This window comes from Exiguobacterium sp. s59 (genome assembly GCF_018617475.1).
Taxonomy (GTDB): domain Bacteria; phylum Bacillota; class Bacilli; order Exiguobacteriales; family Exiguobacteriaceae; genus Exiguobacterium; species Exiguobacterium aestuarii.
In genome coordinates, this window is record NZ_JACSKG010000001.1 from 288,226 (window position 1) to 309,022 (window position 20,797).

Annotated in this window: 21 protein-coding genes and 1 other annotated feature; of the genes, 17 read left to right on the plus strand and 4 right to left on the minus strand. The window is 45.9% G+C overall.

Annotated elements, in window-relative coordinates:
* Positions 1 to 43 precede the first annotated feature (43 nt).
* The 8 genes from KNO91_RS01485 to KNO91_RS01520 all read left to right on the plus strand — a co-directional run bounded on the left by KNO91_RS01485 (position 44) and on the right by KNO91_RS01520 (position 8,364).
* On the plus strand, positions 44 to 685 hold the full coding sequence (locus KNO91_RS01485) for an O-methyltransferase (RefSeq protein ID WP_214794585.1): 642 nt from the start codon (positions 44 to 46) through the stop codon (positions 683 to 685).
* Between the two features lie 16 nt (positions 686 to 701).
* A complete protein-coding gene (gene udk, locus KNO91_RS01490) occupies positions 702 to 1,337 on the plus strand; it encodes a uridine kinase (protein WP_074035132.1) in 636 nt (211 codons plus the stop codon).
* A 66-nt stretch (positions 1,338 to 1,403) separates the two neighbouring features.
* The gene (gene greA, locus KNO91_RS01495) at positions 1,404 to 1,877 is read left to right on the plus strand and encodes a transcription elongation factor GreA (RefSeq protein WP_214789237.1); all 474 of its coding nucleotides are present in this window, start codon (positions 1,404 to 1,406) and stop codon (positions 1,875 to 1,877) included.
* Between the two features lie 54 nt (positions 1,878 to 1,931).
* Positions 1,932 to 2,633 carry a 5'-methylthioadenosine/S-adenosylhomocysteine nucleosidase gene (gene mtnN / locus KNO91_RS01500; protein ID WP_214789234.1) on the plus strand — a complete coding sequence of 234 codons (702 nt, stop codon included), beginning with the start codon at positions 1,932 to 1,934 and terminating at the stop codon, positions 2,631 to 2,633.
* Positions 2,634 to 2,718: 85 nt separating this feature from the next.
* A complete protein-coding gene (locus tag KNO91_RS01505; protein WP_214794269.1) occupies positions 2,719 to 3,678 on the plus strand; it encodes a beta-ketoacyl-ACP synthase III in 960 nt (319 codons plus the stop codon).
* Positions 3,675 to 4,907: a beta-ketoacyl-ACP synthase II gene (gene fabF, locus KNO91_RS01510; protein WP_214794267.1), complete on the plus strand. Its 1,233-nt coding sequence runs from the start codon at positions 3,675 to 3,677 to the stop codon at positions 4,905 to 4,907. Before KNO91_RS01505 ends, fabF begins: the two co-directional genes overlap by 4 nt.
* Positions 4,908 to 4,973: 66 nt before the next feature.
* Positions 4,974 to 6,506 (plus strand): peptide ABC transporter substrate-binding protein, encoded by a 1,533-nt coding sequence (locus KNO91_RS01515; protein WP_214794265.1) that lies wholly within the window; start codon positions 4,974 to 4,976, stop codon positions 6,504 to 6,506.
* 202 nt (positions 6,507 to 6,708) lie between these two features.
* Entirely contained in the window at positions 6,709 to 8,364 is a 1,656-nt protein-coding gene (locus tag KNO91_RS01520) for a peptide ABC transporter substrate-binding protein (RefSeq protein WP_214815781.1), read from the plus strand.
* Positions 8,365 to 8,471: 107 nt separating this feature from the next.
* On the opposite strand, the gene trpS is transcribed toward KNO91_RS01520, so the two are convergent.
* Both trpS and KNO91_RS15370 read right to left on the minus strand, forming a co-directional pair.
* Entirely contained in the window at positions 8,472 to 9,473 is a 1,002-nt protein-coding gene (trpS, locus tag KNO91_RS01525) for a tryptophan--tRNA ligase (protein WP_214815784.1), read from the minus strand.
* 52 nt (positions 9,474 to 9,525) lie between these two features.
* Positions 9,526 to 9,732, minus strand: a binding site (T-box leader).
* A 42-nt stretch (positions 9,733 to 9,774) separates the two neighbouring features.
* Positions 9,775 to 10,143, minus strand: coding sequence for a DUF3899 domain-containing protein (locus KNO91_RS15370; RefSeq protein ID WP_214794259.1), 369 nt, complete (start codon positions 10,141 to 10,143; stop codon positions 9,775 to 9,777).
* Between the two features lie 270 nt (positions 10,144 to 10,413).
* On the opposite strand from KNO91_RS15370, the gene KNO91_RS01535 reads away from it, so the two are divergent.
* From KNO91_RS01535 to KNO91_RS01555, 5 genes are all read left to right on the plus strand, one after another.
* A complete protein-coding gene (locus tag KNO91_RS01535; RefSeq protein ID WP_214789212.1) occupies positions 10,414 to 12,033 on the plus strand; it encodes a peptide ABC transporter substrate-binding protein in 1,620 nt (539 codons plus the stop codon).
* A 306-nt stretch (positions 12,034 to 12,339) separates the two neighbouring features.
* The gene (opp3b, locus tag KNO91_RS01540) at positions 12,340 to 13,266 is read left to right on the plus strand and encodes an oligopeptide ABC transporter permease (RefSeq protein ID WP_214785236.1); all 927 of its coding nucleotides are present in this window, start codon (positions 12,340 to 12,342) and stop codon (positions 13,264 to 13,266) included.
* Positions 13,266 to 14,291 (plus strand): oligopeptide ABC transporter permease, encoded by a 1,026-nt coding sequence (opp3C, locus tag KNO91_RS01545; protein ID WP_371816623.1) that lies wholly within the window; start codon positions 13,266 to 13,268, stop codon positions 14,289 to 14,291. Before opp3b ends, opp3C begins: the two co-directional genes overlap by 1 nt.
* 23 nt (positions 14,292 to 14,314) lie before the next feature.
* Positions 14,315 to 15,388: an ABC transporter ATP-binding protein gene (locus KNO91_RS01550; protein ID WP_015881213.1), complete on the plus strand. Its 1,074-nt coding sequence runs from the start codon at positions 14,315 to 14,317 to the stop codon at positions 15,386 to 15,388.
* Positions 15,388 to 16,338: an ABC transporter ATP-binding protein gene (locus KNO91_RS01555; RefSeq protein WP_074035095.1), complete on the plus strand. Its 951-nt coding sequence runs from the start codon at positions 15,388 to 15,390 to the stop codon at positions 16,336 to 16,338. The genes KNO91_RS01550 and KNO91_RS01555 overlap by 1 nt, the downstream gene beginning before the upstream one ends.
* 73 nt (positions 16,339 to 16,411) lie before the next feature.
* Here the strand turns inward: KNO91_RS01555 and KNO91_RS01560 are convergent, their stop codons facing one another.
* Entirely contained in the window at positions 16,412 to 16,945 is a 534-nt protein-coding gene (locus tag KNO91_RS01560) for an HD domain-containing protein (protein WP_214794257.1), read from the minus strand.
* A 221-nt stretch (positions 16,946 to 17,166) separates the two neighbouring features.
* On the opposite strand from KNO91_RS01560, the gene KNO91_RS01565 reads away from it, so the two are divergent.
* The 4 genes from KNO91_RS01565 to KNO91_RS01580 all read left to right on the plus strand — a co-directional run bounded on the left by KNO91_RS01565 (position 17,167) and on the right by KNO91_RS01580 (position 20,005).
* The gene (locus KNO91_RS01565; protein ID WP_015881216.1) at positions 17,167 to 17,304 is read left to right on the plus strand and encodes a hypothetical protein; all 138 of its coding nucleotides are present in this window, start codon (positions 17,167 to 17,169) and stop codon (positions 17,302 to 17,304) included.
* A 177-nt stretch (positions 17,305 to 17,481) separates the two neighbouring features.
* Entirely contained in the window at positions 17,482 to 17,880 is a 399-nt protein-coding gene (gene spxA, locus KNO91_RS01570; RefSeq protein WP_015881217.1) for a transcriptional regulator SpxA, read from the plus strand.
* Between the two features lie 171 nt (positions 17,881 to 18,051).
* Positions 18,052 to 18,708: an adaptor protein MecA gene (mecA, locus tag KNO91_RS01575; protein ID WP_214794255.1), complete on the plus strand. Its 657-nt coding sequence runs from the start codon at positions 18,052 to 18,054 to the stop codon at positions 18,706 to 18,708.
* Positions 18,709 to 18,772: 64 nt separating this feature from the next.
* Complete coding sequence (locus KNO91_RS01580) at positions 18,773 to 20,005, plus strand: DUF2254 domain-containing protein (protein WP_214815787.1); 1,233 nt, start codon at positions 18,773 to 18,775, stop codon at positions 20,003 to 20,005.
* 38 nt (positions 20,006 to 20,043) lie between these two features.
* On the opposite strand, the gene KNO91_RS01585 is transcribed toward KNO91_RS01580, so the two are convergent.
* Complete coding sequence (locus KNO91_RS01585) at positions 20,044 to 20,769, minus strand: SDR family NAD(P)-dependent oxidoreductase (RefSeq protein ID WP_214794251.1); 726 nt, start codon at positions 20,767 to 20,769, stop codon at positions 20,044 to 20,046.
* Positions 20,770 to 20,797: the final 28 nt, after the last annotated feature.

Here is a 20,797-nt window from a genome sequence, read left to right on the forward strand (position 1 = left end):
TGCTTCCGGTCGTTTGAATGAAGAGAGTTAAGAGGTGGAACGAGTGGACCATGCATCCTATGAGGGATATGTAGAACAATTGATCAATGACCGCTCTCCGCTGCTGACGGAGATGGAAGCATTTGCGCGAGAACATCACGTTCCAATCATGGACTTGACGGGCTCTGAAGTGCTTCTCTCCTTGTTGGCGATGCAGCGACCGACCCGCATCCTTGAGGTGGGGACGGCAATTGGCTACAGTGCAATCCGTATGGCGGAGTTGTTGCCAGAGGCCGAAATCGTCACGATCGAACGAAACGCCCGTCGATTCGAAGAGGCGACTGGTTTTATCGGGCGATCGGACGTCCGCGATCGCATCACATTGATTCATGGCGACGCCGTTGAATTGATCGGTTCGATCGAAGGTGAGTTCGATGCCGTGTTTATTGATGCGGCAAAAGGACAATATCAAAAATTTTTTGATGGGTATGGCGCTTTAGTACCAATTGGTGGTACGATTTACAGCGATAATTTGTTTTTACGAGGGGACGTCTTGCTCGAGGATGTGTCAGTACTTGACCGTCGCAGACGCCGGCTTGTCCGTCTCGTGAAACAGTTTACTGAGCAATTGATGGCACGGACCGATTATCATACTGCAATTTTGCCCCTTGGTGATGGCCTAGCAATCAGTCGTAAATTACGATGAGGAGGACTTAACTTTGATGCAACATAAACCCGTCATTATTGGCGTGGCCGGGGGTACCGGATCTGGAAAAACGACCGTGGCCCGTGCGCTCGTCGATGCGTTTAAAGGTCAATCGGTCGTCATGATTGAACAAGACGCGTATTATAAAGATCAATCCGAAATGACGATGGAGGAACGGTACAAGACGAACTACGACCACCCCTTCGCCTTTGATAACGATTTGCTAATTGAACATATCCAACAATTGCAACAGCATCAAGCTGTCGAAAAGCCGGTATATGATTATGCGGCCCATACACGGTCTGATGAGACGATTTTGATCGAACCGGTCGATGTCGTCATCGTTGAGGGGATCTTGGCACTTGAAGATGCCCGCTTGCGTGAATTGATGGATATTAAAGTGTTCGTGGATACGGATGCCGACGTTCGAATCTTGCGCCGCATGCAGCGAGACATCAATGAACGAGGCCGTTCAATCGATTCAGTCGTGGCACAATACACGAATGTCGTACGCCCGATGCATTTACAATTCTGCGAGCCGACGAAACGGTATGCGGATATCATCGTTCCTGAAGGCGGAGAAAACTTTGTCGCAATCGACTTACTCGTGACGAAGATCCGTTGGGTGCTCACTGAGCGCAATCGCGCGTGAGGAAATAAATCGTTTTCAATTTACCCTAGCTGTAATATACTAGGAGACAATGAAGGAGTGACAGAAATGGCTGAAAAACAACATTATATGACGTTAGACGGAAAAGCGAAGATCGAGAATGAATTAAACGAACTGAAGACGGTCCGCCGTAAAGAAGTCGTTGAAAATATTAAGATTGCTCGTGATTTCGGTGACTTATCAGAAAACGCGGAATATGACGCGGCAAAAGAAGAACAAGCGATGGTCGAAGGACGAATCGCACAATTAGAAGAAATGCTCCGTAACGCCGTTATCATTCAAGATGATGCAGCGGATAACTCGGTTGTCTCAATCGGGAAAACGGTCACGTTCTTCATCCAAGAAGATAACGAAGACGAGACGTACACAATCGTCGGTGGTGCTGAGGCAGATCCGTTCACAGGGAAAATCTCGAACGAATCACCAATCGCGAAAGCACTTCTCGGTCGTACGGTCGGAGATGTGGTCACGGTTCAAACACCAGGTGGCGACATGATCGTCGAAATCAAAGAAATCAAATAAGTTGTTGAGCGACCTCCATCTTGGAAGTCGCTCTCTTTCTGAGGAGGAATCGGAATGAAAGTTGGAATCATCGGTGCGATGGAAGAAGAAGTGAACTTGCTTCGGAATGAATTGACGGAGCGCAAGGATACGGAAATCGCAAACTATCATTTTTATGAAGGTTATCTTGGAAACATGCAAGTCGTCATCTTGAAGTCAGGCATCGGGAAAGTCAATGCCGCGATCGGGACGACACTCTTGATTGATAAATTCAAACCGGACGTCGTCATCAACACCGGTTCTGCAGGCGGATTCAAAAAAGGGATGAAAGTCGGTGACGTCGTCGTCTCGACGGAAGTGCGCCACCACGATGTCGATGTGACGGCATTCGGTTATGAATACGGTCAAGTGCCAGGAATGCCACCGGCGTATGAAGCCGATGCGAAGCTCGTCAACGTCTGTAAAGATGTGATTGAAAGCTTGCCTGACGTGAACGTGCATCAAGGATTGATTGTAACGGGAGATTCGTTCATCAACGACTCGAAGCGTGTGGCTGATATCCTCGGTCATTTCGATGGCGTCGCTGCCGTCGAGATGGAGGCTGCTCCAATCGCGCAGACCTGTTACCAGTTCGGCGTACCATTCGTCGTTACGCGCTCGATCTCAGACAGTGCAGACGAAGAGGCGAACTTATCGTTTGATGAATTTTTAGAAACGGCTTCAATCAACTCTGCGAAGATGGTCATGGCTGTCACGAAACGTCTCGAACAAGCTTAATCGATTGATTACGAGGAGGATGCATTGACATCCTCTTTTTATTCCCTTATATTAGTACCAGATACTAAGAATAGGGGTCGACGATATGAATATTGGAATCATCGGCATCGGATCGTTCTTACCGGACAATCGGGTGACAAATATCGATTTAGAAAAACGAATGGATACGAGCGATGAGTGGATTCGTACGCGTACAGGCATCGAGGCACGACATTTAGCAGAAAGTGACGTGTCGGTCTCGGATATGGCAACACGCGCTGCAGAACGGGCGTTACAAAGCGCTGGTGTCACCATCGACGAGATCGAGGCGATTGTCTGTGCGACGGCGACTGCGCCAGCGTTTCCGGCAACCGCATGTGTGGTTCAGGCGAATCTTGGTGCGAAAGCCGCTGTGGCGTTCGACGTCAGTGCGGCGTGTAGCGGGTTTATCTTCGCGATGGATACAGCGAAGAGCCTGATGGATTCGAAAGGCTTCAAGAAAACGCTCGTGATCGGAGCGGAGAAGATGGGAAGTTTGATTGATTGGGATGACCGGTCGACAGCTGTCCTATTCGGAGATGGAGCTGGGGCTGTCGTACTCGGGGAAGACGATATCGCTTCAATCGACTCAATCGTACTTGGAAGTGATGGGACAGGTGGCAAGCACTTGTACGAAAATGATGAAGGAAAAATCGTCATGAACGGTCGCGAAGTATTCAAGTTCGCCGTACGGAAAATGCCCGAGATCGTTCTCGAGTCGTTAAACAAGGCCGATAAGTCGTTGAATGACCTCGACGTCCTCGTGCCGCACCAAGCGAATCGTCGAATCATTGATGCGGCGATGGAACGGTTAAACTTAGAAGAAGAGAAAGTCGTCATGACCATTCAAGACCATGCGAACACATCGGCGGCATCCATTCCGCTCGCCTTAGCGGAAGCCGTCAAATCTGGTAAAATCCAAGATGGACAAACGGTCGTCATCGCAGGGTTTGGTGCCGGGCTCACATGGGGTGCAAGCTGTCTGACATGGAATCATGCAACAATTACGGAGGGGAATCATTCATGAAACGAGTAGTAGTGACAGGATTAGGAGTCGTATCACCGTTAGGAAACGACGTGTCGGCAATGTGGGATCGTCTTTTAAAAGGGGATAACGCAATCGATACGTTGACAAAAATCGATATCAGTCAATATCCGGCGAAAGTCGGAGCGGAAGTGAAAGAGTGGAACATCGATCATTTGGTCGAACCAAAAGAAGCACGCAAGATGGACTCATTCATTCAATACTCTCTTTTAGCAGCAGACGCTGCTCATAAAGATAGTGGGCTCGATGTCAAAGCGATCGCGGATGAAGTCGGTACGTGGATCGGGAGCGGAATCGGGGGCGTCGAGACAATCGACAAGCAATCGGCAATCCTCCATGATCGTGGGCCGCGTCGTATCAGTCCATTCTTCATTCCGATGATGATTCCGAATATGGCGAGCGGACAAGTTTCCATCTATCTTGGAGCGAAAGGACCGAGTAACTGTTCTGTGACAGCTTGTGCGTCAGGAACGAACTCAATCGGAGAAGCGTTCCGCGTCATTCAACGGGGAGATGCGATTGCCATGTTCGCCGGTGGAGCGGAAGCACCGATCACACCACTCTCGTTCGCAGGTTTCTGTTCAAACAAAGCACTCTCGACGAATCCAGACCCGAACACGGCGTGCCGTCCATTCGACGAGAACCGCGACGGGTTTGTCATGGGTGAAGGCGCTGGCGTACTCGTATTAGAAGAGTACGAACATGCGAAGGCACGTGGAGCGAAAATGTATGCAGAAGTCGTCGGATACGGGATGAGTTCAGACGCTTATCACATCACTGCACCGTCACCAGAGGCAGAGGGTGGTTCAAAAGCGATGAGTGAGGCGATTCGCGATGCGGGAATCACACCGGAAGATGTGCAATATATCAACGCACACGGCACGAGCACACCGCTCAACGATATGCTCGAGACGAAAGCGATTCGTCGTGTGTTCGGGGAACACGCTGACAAACTCGCGGTCAACTCGTCGAAATCGATGATTGGACATCTTCTCGGAGGAGCAGGTGGCGTCGAGGCAGTCATCACAGCCCTTTCGATTCATGAAGGAAAGATTCATCCGACCATCAACTGTGAATCACCTGCAGCAGATTGCGACCTTGATTATGTACGTGAAGGAAATCGGGAACTTGACATTCAGTATGCACTCAGTAACTCACTTGGCTTCGGGGGCCATAATGCGACACTCGCATTTGCGAAAGTGACGAACTGACGGTAGAAAAATCATTCAAAAAAGGTTAGGGTATAAGGGTTGGTCTAACAGAAAGGAGTGCAACGAATGAAAAAGAAATCATTCATCGTGGCCGCCTTGTTAGGTTCAGTCCTTATCCTTTTTTTATTTATTTGGAACGAACAACGAGAGCAGTCACGTGAACTAGTACCACCAGAAGAACAAACAATTACAATCAATGGAGAATCTCTTCCGACACAACCGGACGTCATGCTCGCGATTGACCCGGCATCCCAAACGGTACTGTCGCATCTTTATGAAGGGCTCTACCGATTCGGCTCAGATGGGTCGATTGAACCGGCACTCGTCGAGAAGCTAGAACGTTCAGATGATGGGACGGTATATACATTCACGTTGAAAGAGAGTGTGACGACCGAAGGAAATGCGATCACGGCACAGACGTTCGTCAATCATTTCCGAAAACTCGTCGACGATGATACGAATTCACCATTTAGTTTCTTACTTGCGGATGTCAAAGCGGCAAAAGAAATTGGTCTCGGACAACAAGAACCAGACGCGTTAGGTGTTCGAGCCATCGATGACCGAACGCTTGAACTCACACTCATCCGACCGATGGAAGGGTTCGAAGAAATATTTGCAATGCCAGCATTTTTACCACAACCATCCGTGACATCATGGGAAGAGTTGGAAACGAACGGACCGTTTGAATTGAATCAAATGGATGATACAAGCATCTCGTTACATAAAAACGAAACGTACCGTGAAGCTGATCAAGTCACGCTCGAAACGATTTCCATCAGAAACGAGTCAAGCTTGTCGGAAGTGTCGGGGATGCATCCGATTCCGTATGACTTCGACACGTCTACCGTTGATGAGGAAGTCATGAATATTGAGGACGTTCCGCGAAGTGGCGTTTTTTATTTAAAACCGAACGTTGAAAAAGCACCATTCGATGATGTTGCGTTTCGACAAGCCCTCGCACTGACGCTGGAACGGACGACACTCGAAGAATCGCTTGCACGGTCGGAACAAACGACGGAAAGACTTCTCGTCATGGATGAAGAAGCTGCAGTTGCAGAGTTGGAAGGCGATGCCGACCAATTATTTGAAACCGTGAAAAAACGGTTAAAAACAGAAACAATCGAGATTGAATTACTTAGCTTTGTCGATGAAGAAGCACGTGAAATTTCGACAAAATTGAAGAATAATTTGGAACAGTTAGACGGATTGACCGTCAATGTCGTGGAGCTTCCGCTAGGAGATAAAGTTAGGAAAGAAGTCTCAGGAGATTATTCTTTCTCTTTATCCGGGTGGCAACCGGACTACCCGATGCTATCAGCCTATTTGACTCAGTTCGAATCTGACGATGTGCTCAATTCAAGTCGATATAGAAGCGAATCGTACGATCAGTTGATGGACGAGGCTCGCTCAACTGAGAATTTAGAAGAGCGCAATACAATTTTACGAAATGCAGAAGCGAAGCTATTAGAAGAGGCGGTTGTTATGCCAATCTATCAAGCGGGACGTTCCTATTTGGTTGAAAAAGGATACGATGAGATCGGTTATCCGGTCATCGGTCCTTCATATGTCCTAACCTTTTCGAAAAAATATGAAAATTGAGCTAAAAGCCCGCCGCTCTAGGCGGGCTTTTTGACTATAGAGAAAATTTTTTAGAAAAATCAAAATAAACACTTTGCAAAATTATCAGAATATTGTATTATTGCATCAACGGGATTTTGGTAACAAATACTGTCAGAAGAAATGACTGAATTTTCTACCATCATTCACTTCGTTAAAACGAAAAAATCAGGGGGTCATCGCAATGAATAAGAAAAAAGGTTTTGCTTTAGCATCTTCGGTTACACTTCTTTCAAGTGCTTTCCTAGCTGCATGTTCGACAGGGGATGAAACAGATTCTTCACAAGGATCATCAAATGAAGGGTCATCTGGTGAAGCGCAAGTCCTCAACTTGCTCGATAGCTCAGACATTCCTTCACTTAACCCAACACTCGCAACGGACGCTGTTTCGTTCAACGTATTGAACAACGTTAACGAAGGTCTTTACCGCATGGACGAGAACGATGAGCCAACTCCAGGTATGGCTGAATCTCACGAAGTTTCTGAAGACGGGAAGACGTACACGTTCAAAATCCGTGAAGGTGCGACTTGGTCAAACGGGGAGCCTGTCACAGCGAACGACTTCGAATACGCTTGGAAAGAAGTACTCAACCCAGATAACGCTTCACAATATGCATACGTTATGTCAGTCATCGAAGGCGCAGACGCGTACAACACTGGCGAAGGCGAGCGCGATTCAGTAGGCGTTAAAGCAATCGACGATCAAACGCTTGAAGTTAAATTGACAGCACCAGCTGATTACTTCCTCGGATTGACAAGCTTCGGCGTGTTCATGCCAAAACTTGAGTCATTCGACACAGAGCAAGGCGAAAACTTCGGTACATCTGCAGAGACAACTCTCTACAACGGACCGTTCAAACTCGACAGCTGGGAGCGCGAGCAAGGCTGGAAAATGGTCAAGAACGAAGACTATTGGGATGCGGACACAGTTAAACTTGAAGAAATCAACGTTAAAGTCGTTAAAGAAGTTTCAACAGGTGTCAACTTGTATGAAAACGGTGACGTTGACCGCACAGGCTTGACTTCTGAGCTCGTTGCTCAGTATCAAGATAGCGAAGACTTCTCAACTGTCGTTGAGCCAACACTCTTCTACCTCCAGTTCAACACTGCTGTGGAAGCGCTTGACAACCAAAAAATCCGTAACGCGATTGATCGCGCATACGATAAAGCTGCAATCTCTGAAACACTTCTTGCAAACGGTTCAGTCCCTGCAAACTACCTCGTACCGAAAGACTTCGTAACAGGTCCTGACGGTAAAGACTTCCGTGAAGCGAACGGCGACATCGGCGGATACAACGTTGAAGAAGCTCAAAAACTTTGGGAAGAAGGTCTTTCTGAGCTTGGAACGGATACAGTTGAGCTTGAACTCCTCAACTATGACTCAGAGTCTGCGAAGCAAATCGGTGAGTTCATCAAAGGTGAACTTGAGAAGAACCTTCCAGGTATGAGCGTTTCAATCAAGCAACAACCGTTCAACAACAAACTTGACCTTGAGAACAAAGGAGAGTTCCAATTCACATTCGCTGGTTGGGGCCCTGACTATCAAGATCCAATGACGTTCGTTGACCTCTTCGTCACAGACGGACCATACAACCGTGGTAAGTGGTCGAACGACGAGTTTGACAAGTTGATTGAATCTGCGAAGTCAAGCACAGATGCTGAACAGCGTTGGGCTGACCTTCAAGCTGCAGAGAAAATCGTTCTTGAAGAGAACGCGATCTCGCCAGTTTACCAACGTGGATCGGCTCGCCTCACGAAGCCATATGTTAAAGATATCGTTGAGCACGCATTTGGTGCAGACTACTCTTACAAGTGGGCTTCAATCGAAGGTAAAGAATAATTTCATTACACGCTTACAAGAGAGACAGGGACGCCTGTCTCTCTTTTTTATGTATCATTTTTTATACAAAAAAGAACTCTCACATGGAGAGTTCTGTCAAGGATGAGTTATTTTTTAACTTTCGCACGTTTGCGACTGAGTCCCATCGCTTTTTCGATCTTCGCGAGGTTTTTGTTTGCGACGGCTTCCGCCTTGGCACGACCCGCATCGAGAATTTCATCAAGTTCTGGAGAATCGATCAGTTCGTGATAACGTGCTTGAATCGGTTCGAGCAAAGCAACGACCGCTTCTGCCACATCTTGTTTAAATGTACCGTAATTTGAGTTCTCATATTGCTTGACGAGGTCATCGATTGATGTACCCGTCGATAACGAATAAATTTCTAACAAGTTTGAGATTCCTGGTTTGTTCTCTCGGTCAAAGGAGATGACACCACTTGAATCAGTCACGGCGCTCTTGATTTTCTTACGGATGACATTTGGCTCATCGAGCATCGAAATGTATCCTTTTGCGTTTGTATCCGATTTCGACATTTTCTTCACCGGATTCGTGAGGGACATAATCCGTGCGCCTTCTTTTTGGATCAATGGTTCCGGCATTGTGAACGTCTCGTAATAACGTTTATTGAAACGCTCCGCCAAATCACGGGTCAATTCGATATGTTGTTTTTGATCATCTCCGACAGGGACTAGTTCTGTATTGTATAACAAAATGTCAGATGCCATGAGGGTTGGATACACAAATAACCCTGCTCCGACATTCTCGTTTCCTTGTGATTTATCTTTATATTGCGTCATACGACCGAGCTCGCCCATTCCCGCGATGCATGTTAACATCCATCCGAGTTGAGCGTGTGCTTTCACTTCAGATTGAACGAAGATTGTCGCTTTTTCAGGGTCGAGGCCTGAAGCGAGATAGAGTGCAGCTAGTTTTCGCGTGTTGTTCATTAACTCGACGCGGTCGAGTTGTACGGTAATTGAATGCAAATCGACGATACAATAATACGCATTGTTGTCGTCTTGAAGATCGACAAATTGTTTCATCGCGCCTAAGTAGTTGCCGAGCGTCACGACGCCGGTCGGTTTGATTCCTGAAAAAATCGTTGCCATGTGTATACACCTCCGAAGAATATAAAAAAAACCGCAGTCGTCCGTCCGAATAAATCGGGACGAATAACCGCGGTGCCACCCAAATTTGCATATCATATGCCACTTGAACGCGGTAACGGGCGTGATCCGTCTCGCCATACTTACGTTCAAGCGAGCCACTCCAAAGTCCATTCATTCAAGTCTTTTCATCTACTCGCAGCACCGTAGACTCTCTGAGGAAAAGGGGATTTGAATTACTTGTCTTCTTCATTGTGTTCTTATTCTGCATTTAGTTTAGCATAGGATCACGCTCTCGAAAAGATTAAATCAAAGCGACGAGGAACGAGAGTGCGATACTCCCGACACCAACAAATACCCAGTTCCAAGCCGATTGTTTACGGAGTTGTCGATCTTCAGGATCTTCTTCTTCATCCTCTTCATAATCTGCATCAATTTCCTTTAACTTGGCACGCCGACTTCGCTTGAAACCGTACATGATGCCATCAAACAATCCAGTCGCACTCATATGGGAAAACATCCCGATCGCAAACGTGAGAATACCGGAAACGAAGAGGCCTCCGCTTAAATGAAAAAGAACAGACTCGGTTCGGAAATAAGAAAAAATGGACCAAACGGTGTAGAGAATTGTGACAATCCCCCAAACAATCAATATATTTCGAAACTTTTTCAATGATGTAATCTCCTTTCAAGCAGTCAAAGGAATGGGGACACCATTCCACGTTTCTTCTATGATACTAGGAAGGCGGGGGAGAAAGCGAGTAAGAAAGTTGCGTTATATGACAGCGTTTTATTCTGTAGTTGACAGTTTGATTAAAAATTTCTTACAATAGCCCTAACGTTCTTTCGTCGAATACTTTATGAAATATTCAGAAAATTAAAGAAAAAGTAAGATGTTTATTCGACGAACGGCTAGCTTTTCAAAACGAAAGGGGAAATCGCAATGAAGAAAAAATCGATTTTGCTCATGATGACGATCATCTTGGCACTCGGTTCAGTACTCGCGGCTTGTTCGACAGGCGGAGACTCTGATGGCGGCGGTTCTTCATCAAACGGAGAAAAAGTTCTTCGCTTGACGGATACGTCAGATATCACAACAGCCGATCCGGCTCTTGCTACAGACGCGGTCGCATTCAACTTGATCGCCAACACAATGGAAGGTCTTTACCGTCTTGATAAAGACGGAAATGCCGTACCAGCTCTCGCTGAAGGCGAACCAGAAGTAAACGAAGATGAGACTGTTTACACATTCACACTTCGTGATGCAGAATGGTCAAACGGAGAGCCAGTCACAGCGAACGACTTCGTGTATGCATGGCAACGTGCTGTCGATCCTGCAACAGGTTCACAGTATGCATATATCATGAACACAATTAAAAACGCTGAAGCGATCAACACAGGTGATACGCCGAAAGAAGAGCTTGGCGTTAAAGCAATCGATGAGAAAACACTCGAAGTCACACTCGAGCGTCCAGACCCATCATTCCTCTCACTTACTTCATTCGGTACATTCACACCGATCAATGAAGCATTCGCAACAGAAAAAGGCGAAGATTTCTCAACGAATCCTGAAAACCTTCTCTACAACGGACCATTCACTTGGTCGGAGTGGGATCGTGAACAAGGTTATGTCTTAACGAAAAACGAATCGTATTGGGATGCAGAAAACGTTGCTCTCGATTCAGTTGATGTGAAAGTTGTTAAAGAAACTTCTACAGTCGTAAACTTGTATGAAGCTGGCGATGTCGATTATGCTGGTCTCGCATCAGAACAAGTTGCTGCGTTCCAAGAAGATGAAGATTACAACACAGGTCTTCGTTCTGCCATCGGATATTTCAAATTCAACCACGAAGATGAAATCTTCTCTGATGTAAATGCACGTAAAGCAATCGCACGTGCGGTCGACCCAACTGGAATCATCGACCAACTCTTGAACAACGGTTCAATTGCAACAACATCATTCATTCCGAAAGACTTCATCAAATATGAAGACGGTACGGATTACACGGAAGGTGTTGAGTACTTCCAAACAAACGCTGACGAAGCGGCTTCACTTTGGGAAGAAGCTACAGGCGGAGAAGCGACAACAATTGAACTTCTCTCGTTCGATAGCGAAGTATCTAAACAAATCTCTGAATACATGAAAGGTCAAATCGAGTCGAACTTGCCGAACGTAACGGTTGAGATTGCTCAACAACCTTTCAACAACAAACTTGAGCGTGAAGCAAACGGTGACTACCAAATGTCATTCGCACTTTGGGGACCTGACTACCAAGATCCACTTACGAACCTTGGTATCTTCACATCAGACAATGGACAAAACGATATCAACTACTCGTCATCTGAGTATGACCAGTTGATTGACGAAGCGTCTGCTGAAACAAACATCGATGCACGTTATGACTTGTTCAAAGAAGCTGAAGCTCTCTTGATTGAACAAGACCAAGCGATCATGCCGATTTATCAAGCAGGTGTGGCATACTTGATTCGTCCAAACATCGAAAACTTTAACCGTCAATTGTTCGGTGCTGATTACCAGTACAAATACGTTGATATTAAGTAATGGGATGAGGGGGCATGCGATCCGCATGTCCCCGATTTTCTAAAAAAATCTTTCGAAGTAAGAGAAAATACTGTTCAAATGTTTTGTTGGTAAAGTATAATGTAGTAACAGTGAAAATTCAGAATAATCTCTGAAAAGAATATTCTTTGTTTTCAGCCGCTGTGCTAAGAGCCTTGAGATGACGTATACGCTATTCTTTCAGAATATTCCTTTCATTTTGTGAATTTGAAAAATAGGTCATATGTCATAGTGAAGCTGTTGGTGCAAGTAGTAGAAAGAATTAGAAAAAACAGGGGGTTTTTATTCATGGGACGTTATATCCTACAACGGCTGACTTACGGCCTCATCACGTTCTTCTTGATTGCCACGTTCACGTTCTTCCTGATGGACCTGCTCCCAGGTTCGCCGTATCAAAACCAGGAAAAACTGACAGAATCACAAATTCAATTATTGAATGACCGCTACGGACTCAACGATCCGCTTCCGGTCCGCTATGCAACGTACATTGGAAACATGCTCCAAGGAGATCTTGGCGTTTCATTCCGTACGGCTAACCGTCCAGTAACTGAGTTGATTATGGAACGAATCGGGCCTTCGGCACAATTAGGGCTCCAGGCATTAGTTCTTGGAACTCTTGTAGGTGTATTGTTAGGTGTTGTTGCGGCGATTCGTCACAATACGGTCATTGACTATGGTTCAATGTTCGTATCGGTAATCGGGATTTCTGTCCCATCGTTCGTTTTTGCAGCCCTCCTTCAGTACTATGTTGGAGTTAAATTGCAATTGCTTCCGGTCGCATTCTGGGAAACTCCAGCTCATACAATATTACCAACAATCTCATTATCGCTCGGTGTCACGGCAGCGATTGCCCGTTTCGTCCGAACGGAGATGTTAGAGGTTACCGGACAAGACTACGTCACCCTCGCGAAAGCGAAAGGATTGACGGGTAACGCCATCGTATGGAAACACATGGTTCGTAATGCGATGATTCCTGCAATCACGATTCTTGGACCGATGACAGCTGGACTCTTAACGGGTACGTTCGTTATTGAGAAAATCTTCGCGGTACCAGGCCTAGGAGAATTATTCGTCACGTCAATCACATTGAATGACTACTCAGTCATCATGGGAACGACATTGTTCTTCTCAGGATTGTTCATTATTATCATTTTGCTTGTCGACTTGCTCTATGGGGTTGTTGACCCACGTATTCGTCTTGGGGGGAATAACTGATGATTGAAAACAAAAAGAATTACGAACAGTTCGACCAAGACATGTTCACACCTGTTGAGATGAATGAACAGCTTGGTGAACGAATCGCTGGGAAAAGTTTAAACTTCTGGCAAGATGCATGGATGCGCCTAAAGAAAAACAAAGCGGCCATCATCTCGCTGTCGATTATTTTGATTCTCGTCGCACTTGCGTTGTTTGGACCGATGTTATCGGCTCGCGATGCTTATGAACAAAACATTTCACAAGCTAAACTTCCACCAAAAGTCACAGGACTTGAATGGGCTGGCTTCGATGGAATGGCGACACTCGGTGGACGCGATATCGACTTCTACGAACAAAAGAACGTAGAAGAGAACTTCTGGTTCGGTACCGACTACCTCGGTCGTGATCTTTGGTCACGTATTTGGGAAGGGACACGTATTTCCCTCTTCATCGGTTTCGTTGCGGCTATCATTGATACATTGATTGGTGTCGCATACGGTGGTGTCTCAGCTTACTTCGGTGGGCGTACGGATAACATCATGCAACGTATTGTTGAGATTTTGACTGGTGTACCTAACTTGATCTTGATCATCTTGTTCATCTTGATCTTTGACCCAGGTGTCTTCACCATCATCCTTGCCATGGCCATCACAGGATGGATTGGGATGAGTCGACTTGTTCGAGGTCAGATTTTGAAACTCAAAAACCAAGAATTTGTCTTGGCAGCTCGTACACTTGGAGCATCTAGTAGTCGTTTGATTTTCAAACACTTGATTCCAAACACATTGGGTGCGATTATCATCACGCTCATGTTCACGATTCCATCTGCCATCTTCTTCGAGGCATTCCTCAGCTTTATCGGGATCGGGCTTCAACCGCCACAAGCATCACTTGGTACGTTGATTAACGATGGATACAAAGAACTACGGACATTCCCGTTCCTTCTTATTATCCCGTCTGTCATCATCGTCTTGCTCATGGTCAGCTTCAACTTGCTTGCCGATGGCTTGCGTGATGCGTTCGATCCGAAAATGCGTAAATAAAAAAGAAAGAGGGGGACTCGTGCATGGAAACGATTTTATCAGTCCGAGACTTAGAGGTCTCGTTCCACACATATGCAGGAACGGTTCAAGCCGTTCGTGGCGTATCGTTTGATTTGAAAAAAGGCGAGACGCTCGCCATCGTAGGAGAATCGGGTTCAGGTAAATCCGTCACTTCGAAGGCAATCATGCGTCTCATTCCGAACCCTCCAGGTGAAATCACGAACGGAGAAATCATGTTCGAAGGAAAAGACTTGGCGAAACTTTCGGAAAAAGAAATGCTTAAAATTCGTGGTCGCGATATCGCAATGATTTTCCAAGACCCAATGACATCACTCAACCCGACCATGACGATTTATAAACAAATCGCAGAAGGGTTGAAACAGCACCAAGGGTTAACAGGTGAGGATGCAAAGAAACGTACACTCGAATTGTTGACACTTGTAGGGATTCCAAACCCAGAAGCACGCTTGAAACAATATCCACACCAACTCTCTGGTGGGATGCGTCAGCGTATCGTTATTGCGATCGCGCTCGCATGTAATCCGAAAGTGTTGATTGCCGATGAACCGACAACGGCACTTGATGTTACGATTCAAGCTCAAATTCTTGAACTATTAAAAGATATTCAACAAAAAACGGGCACAGCGATTATCTTCATCACGCACGACCTTGGCGTTGTTGCGAACATGGCTGACCGTGTCGCTGTTATGTATGCAGGTCGTCTCGTTGAAAAAGGAACGGTTGATGAAATCTTCTACGAGCCACGTCACCCGTACACATGGGGACTTCTTGGTTCGATGCCGCGTCCGACAGATGACCGGAACGAAGCGTTACCTGCAATCCCAGGTACGCCTCCAAACTTGCTCGATCCTCCGAAAGGGGATGCGTTCGCACCGCGTAACCCATACGCGATGAAGATTGATTTTGAGAAAGAGCCACCGATGTTCCAGGTAAGTGATACACACTTTGCTTCAAGTTGGTTATTACACCCACAAGCACCAGCGGTCAACCCGCCACGTGCGATTCGTGAACTCGCTCTCAAGTATCGTCCGGACAGTGCGTTCGCTAAATCGTTTACGAAAGGTGGTGCTGAATAATGGAACGCGAGAAGCTACTCGAAGTAAAAAACCTGAAGCAGCACTTTAAAATTGGCCGTGGCCGCGTCGTCAAAGCGGTAGACGGAATCTCGTTTGATATTTTCAAAGGTGAAGTGCTCGGACTCGTAGGTGAGTCTGGTTGTGGGAAGTCTACGACAGGACGTACAATTATCGGTCTTTATGACGCGACAGATGGTGACGTTGTGTTCAAAGGCGAAAACGTCCACGGTAAAAAATCAAAAGCAGACAAGTTGAAATTCAACCGTGCCATGCAAATGATTTTCCAAGACCCATACGCATCGCTTAACCCGCGTATGACGGTTGCGGATATCATCGCAGAAGGGATTGATATTCACGGTCTTGCGAAGACGAAAGAAGATCGTATGAACCGCGTCTATGACCTTCTTGAAACGGTTGGTTTGACGAAAGAGCACGCGAGCCGTTATCCACACGAATTCTCGGGTGGTCAACGTCAGCGTATCGGGATTGCCCGTGCCCTTGCGGTTGAACCGGACTTCATCATCGCCGATGAGCCGATTTCTGCACTTGATGTATCGATTCAAGCGCAGGTCGTCAACTTGATGAAAGAATTGCAACGCGATCGCGACTTGACGTATTTGTTCATCGCCCACGATTTGTCGATGGTTAAATACATCTCTGACCGTATCGGTGTTATGTATCAAGGTCACCTCGTAGAGCTTGCGACAGCAGATCGTCTTTATGAGAACCCGATTCATGCATACACGAAATCGCTCTTGTCAGCGATTCCGCTTCCGGACCCGGAGCATGAGCGTACACGTAAACGGATCGTATACGAGTCAACATCAAAAGGTCCAGTTGGACGTTCGGATGAAGATTCAAGTATCCCACCACTTCGCGAAGTCGAGCCTGGACACTATGTCTCGCTCACGGATGAAGAGTACGAAGCATACAAAGCACAACTCGTTTAATATAAAAACCTGATTTCTTCGCGAAATCAGGTTTTTTTGCACAAAAAAATCACCTAACGAACTAGGTGATTGATTATCCGTTTGAAATACGTGGCAAGTTCGCAAGGCGTTCCACGATGGCGTCGATTTGACGGACGCGAGCCAACGCATCCTCGATTTCCATTGTCTCATAGTGGTGAAGACCACCTGGTTGCTCCACGAACGTATCCGCGTCATGGACGAGTTGTTGGAGCGGTGTTCGTTGAATTCGACTCGGTGGTAAATAAGAGTCGGTGTGTAGAAGAATCATGACAGAGATTTCTTTGGCACGGGCAGGGTCTTCCCCGAGACGAATCAATAACTTGTGTGCCCGTTCCGCACCTTTAATCGCATGAATGTCGTTCTGGCGATATAAATCATAATTCCATTTGCCTTCTGTATACCACTCATAGTGACCGATATCATGAAGAAGCGCAGCTTTCGTCGCCAAATCCGTATCGAGACCACGTTTCGTTGCCATTTCGAGAGCGCGTTCGCATACATCAACCGCATGCTTTAAGCCTGATCGAGTCAAATATTTTTGGGTAACCGGATGTCCCATAATCGTTTCTAGTGTGATTCTCATCATCGCTCTCCTCCTTATATAGAAAAAGGTTATTTCTATAAACTATACAGGTTTTTTAAATGTAATGCAAATGATACCTATGTAAAGAAACGATGAACTCGCAAGAATGATTCACATTTCACAAACAAATGTGCTATAATTTAATTGTAGATTAGTGCAAGTTCAAGATTTTCAGAATCGGTAATGCTCGGTCGGTTGCTTACGCTGTACGGGGGTGAGAGGCCATGAAAGAACGTGACAAAGTTCTACGAGAGAAAAAACGACTTTTGAAAGAAGTTTTGAAGAAGAAGTTGAAAGACTTACAAGTCAAGCCAGGGAAAGAGACGGTGTCTCAACCAGTGTCTCGAATCCCGGCATCTTGAGATGGGTCATTCAAGGTCGCATTCAACGAATGCGCCCTCTTTTCTTATCTGAATGATAAAGAATATCATTGAAGTTTTAATAATTAAGAATTATTATAATTAAGTGGATGCGAATTTGGGTATACAAATAGAGTCACTTAAAAAGATGGACGCATACTCGATCAGGGAGGAAGAAAAATGGTCACACTTTATACGTCTCCAAGCTGTACATCTTGCCGTAAGGCACGGGCTTGGCTCGAAGAACACGATATCCCGTTTACAGAACGAAACATATTTTCAGAACCGCTCTCGCTTAATGAGATTAAACAAATTTTACGTATGACGGAAGATGGAACAGATGAAATTATTTCAACCCGTTCAAAAGTCTTCTCTAAAATCGACGTATCCGTTGATGCGTTATCGCTTCAACAGCTGTATGATTTGATTCAAGAATATCCAGGCTTACTACGTCGTCCGATTTTGATTGATGAAAAACGATTGCAGGTCGGATACAACGAAGATGAGATTCGTCGATTCCTACCACGGAAAGTTCGAACTTTCCAATTACAGGAAGCACAACGACTTGTGAATGAATGAAAGCATACTGTTTAAGCAGTGTGCTTTTTATTATTGATTATTTCCTATAAAATAAAGTTATAACCCGTCATCTAGATTGAACGATGTCAAAAAGGGTACAACTATAAAAAGATAATTTCCCCTCTCCTCCTTATGTGAATTGGGAGTGAGGTGAGAAGGGAGTGGACAATCGTGAAAATTGAGCGCATCAATGACAATACCGTTAAATTTTTCATCACATATGTGGATATCGAGAAACGTGGTTTCGCACGTGATGAAATATGGTACAACCGAGAACGAGGCGAGCAGCTGTTCTGGCAAATGATGGACGAGGCTCACGAACGTGAAGACATCTCGTTTGATGGTCCACTGTGGATTCAGGTCCAAGCTTTTGAAAAAGGTCTAGAAGTGACCGTGACAATCGCTAAAAATGTGATGGACACGGAAGATGATTCTGAACTCGGTTCGCTTCTTCGCTCTGCGATTGATGAAGCACGGGATCAACAATCGGTACTTGACCAATTGAGTGAGTTGGATGAACTCGAAGCTGAGGCAGATGCTTGGGCGCCACTTGCGATGGAAACGAATGATTTTGAGGCAATCATTTCACTGAGTAAGCGTGCAGGTGACACGTTCAGTGATCTTGATTTGAAACTATATCATTATCAAGACCGCTACTACTTGTGGATTGATTTCCCTGATGAAATGGAGCCAGAAGACGAAGAGAATGCACTCAGTCTTTTAGCGGAATATTTAACATTCAGTACACAGACGCAACCGATGCTTGAAGAGTATGGTAAAGTCATTCTCGATGGCGACGTGTTTGCAAAAGTACGTCACTACTTCTAATGGTACATCGCCTGTTCAAACGGACAGGCGATTTTTTTCAAATCAATGGCAAAGAGGTGTTGGTATGGTGAGACGAATTCGACTACTACTAGACGATAGTGCATGGTTTGTCCCGTTTCTATACGGAATGGGAGGAATCGTGTTAACGGCATTAACCCAGGTGTTCGGTGAGTTTTTCCGAGATTTATTGCCGGACTTTATTTATTTAGACCTAGACTCTGCGGCGTCTGTATTATCTTCGACGTTTACGAGTCTCATGACGATGATGACGTTCAGCTTTTCCACAATCCTCGTCGTGTTGACGACATATTCCTCTCAGTTTTCTCCTCGGACAATCAATAACTTTTTGACGAACTCATCGGCTAAGCATACGCTTGGTCTTTTCATCATGACGACCGTGTATGGGATTTCAAACTTATTCCTCGTCCGTACGGCAGATGAAGGTGTCGTTTTATCGTCAGGGATCAGTGTGCTCTTGGTGATTGGTTCAATTTGGGCGTTCGTGAAGTTCATTCAAACCATCAGTGTATCGATTCAGGCAGAACGTTTGTTATCTGCGCTGCATAAGGAAGCGTTATCGGTGATTAGTGAGCAAAAAGATGCAATCGAGTCAGATGATGTAAATCTCGTACTACCACGTTCTGTTCATTCCTTTGAGGGTCAAGCGTTACGGGCACCGCAAACGGGTTATGTTCGCTTATTTTTAAGAGAGAAGCAAGGAGATCATGAAACGGACTTCGAGTCCATCGTTGCCGTTGGAGATTTCGTCGCTAAAGGTGATTTACTCGGATTCTGGAAAGGTGAGGACGCGCCGGACATCGACTTGTTTGAGATTGGAGAAGTCCGTTCTTCGATGCAAGATCCATCATTTGCGATTGAAAAATTAAGTGAGATTGCGCTGCGTGGTATTTCTCCAGGAATTAATGACCCGAATACCGCGATCCATGCGATTCACTATATCGGAGACATTTTACGAGAGCTCTGTGAACTGCCGGATGGTGATTTTCTATATTCGAACGGGAAGTCCGATTGGCATGTGAAGCGCAAAACGCTTGAGACGATTCTTTTTGAATCATTATCGCCGATGCAGACTTACGCCAGTAAAGATATCTTTGTGATGGGTTCCGTATTTGAGGCGATTCGAATGGCGCGTCTTCAGGCGCATGAGACGTTAGATTCGACGTTTGAGGAGATGATTGATTACTTTGAAGATGTGATCGATTGGGAGAGTCTTCATACAAAAGAACAGAATTATTTACGTAATAAAATCGGTCGCGCGAAAAAGATGGCGACATGACAGGAGACCACCTTTTCAAAAGAAGAGGTGGTCTCTTTTCAAGAGAGGGTATAGCCGCCGTCGACCGTGATGGCTTGACCGTTAATATACGATGAGGCGTCGGTTAATAAAAACTCGACGACCGGAGCTATTTCTTCAGGCGAGGCAGCATGTCCCCGGAAATGATGAGACATCGCCTCTTTAAACTTTGCTTCTCCTCCATATAGTTTATGACTAAGCGGCGTATCGACTGGACCGAAACAGACAGCGTTGAATCGGACTTTCCCTTTCATCCGATGGGCGAACGTTTTCGTTAAGGCGACCACTGCGGCCTTGGAGGCGGCATAATGGGCGAGCATAGGTGGAAACTTGACGTGTCCGACGATCGCGGCATTGTTGACGACGCTGGCTCCTTGGTCAAACAAAGGAATGGCTCGTTGCGTCACCGTATTCAATGCATAGAGGTTGACGTCAAACACTTCAGTGTAAGCATCGTGCGTTAGACGCTCCGGTGTACCGGGTCTGCCGAACGTTGCTGCATTGTTGAAGAGACCATGTAATGTCACACCTTGCTCTTTTAGGTGAACAAAGAGATGGTCGATGTCTTCGGTTGAATGGAGATCACATCGGATGAACGTAGCCAATCCGTTCGAATCTGATTCGAGAGAAGCCCCTCTCGTCTCGTCACGACCAATCCCGATGACACGATGGCCATGTTCGGTTAACCGCAATGCTACGGCGCGCCCAATCCCACTTGTCGCACCTGTTATTAGAAAAGTCCCCATAATTTATTCGCTCCCCTCAAAAAATTGG

Bases quoted from the DNA above. Each gene is read 5' to 3' on its own strand.
- KNO91_RS01580 (WP_214815787.1), top strand. From the start codon at position 18,773: ATGGTGAGACGAATTCGACTACTACTAGACGATAGTGCATGGTTTGTC.
- KNO91_RS01555 (WP_074035095.1), top strand. From the start codon at position 15,388: ATGGAACGCGAGAAGCTACTCGAAGTAAAAAACCTGAAGCAGCACTTT.
- opp3C (WP_371816623.1), top strand. From the start codon at position 13,266: ATGATTGAAAACAAAAAGAATTACGAACAGTTCGACCAAGACATGTTC.
- KNO91_RS01565 (WP_015881216.1), top strand. From the start codon at position 17,167: ATGAAAGAACGTGACAAAGTTCTACGAGAGAAAAAACGACTTTTGAAA.
- opp3b (WP_214785236.1), top strand. From the start codon at position 12,340: ATGGGACGTTATATCCTACAACGGCTGACTTACGGCCTCATCACGTTC.
- fabF (WP_214794267.1), top strand. From the start codon at position 3,675: ATGAAACGAGTAGTAGTGACAGGATTAGGAGTCGTATCACCGTTAGGA.
- trpS (WP_214815784.1), bottom strand. From the start codon at position 9,473: ATGGCAACGATTTTTTCAGGAATCAAACCGACCGGCGTCGTGACGCTC.
- mtnN (WP_214789234.1), top strand. From the start codon at position 1,932: ATGAAAGTTGGAATCATCGGTGCGATGGAAGAAGAAGTGAACTTGCTT.
- KNO91_RS01515 (WP_214794265.1), top strand. From the start codon at position 4,974: ATGAAAAAGAAATCATTCATCGTGGCCGCCTTGTTAGGTTCAGTCCTT.
- spxA (WP_015881217.1), top strand. From the start codon at position 17,482: ATGGTCACACTTTATACGTCTCCAAGCTGTACATCTTGCCGTAAGGCA.
- KNO91_RS01550 (WP_015881213.1), top strand. From the start codon at position 14,315: ATGGAAACGATTTTATCAGTCCGAGACTTAGAGGTCTCGTTCCACACA.
- greA (WP_214789237.1), top strand. From the start codon at position 1,404: ATGGCTGAAAAACAACATTATATGACGTTAGACGGAAAAGCGAAGATC.
- KNO91_RS01535 (WP_214789212.1), top strand. From the start codon at position 10,414: ATGAAGAAAAAATCGATTTTGCTCATGATGACGATCATCTTGGCACTC.
- KNO91_RS01585 (WP_214794251.1), bottom strand. From the start codon at position 20,769: ATGGGGACTTTTCTAATAACAGGTGCGACAAGTGGGATTGGGCGCGCC.
- KNO91_RS01560 (WP_214794257.1), bottom strand. From the start codon at position 16,945: ATGATGAGAATCACACTAGAAACGATTATGGGACATCCGGTTACCCAA.
- KNO91_RS01520 (WP_214815781.1), top strand. From the start codon at position 6,709: ATGAATAAGAAAAAAGGTTTTGCTTTAGCATCTTCGGTTACACTTCTT.
- KNO91_RS01505 (WP_214794269.1), top strand. From the start codon at position 2,719: ATGAATATTGGAATCATCGGCATCGGATCGTTCTTACCGGACAATCGG.
- udk (WP_074035132.1), top strand. From the start codon at position 702: ATGCAACATAAACCCGTCATTATTGGCGTGGCCGGGGGTACCGGATCT.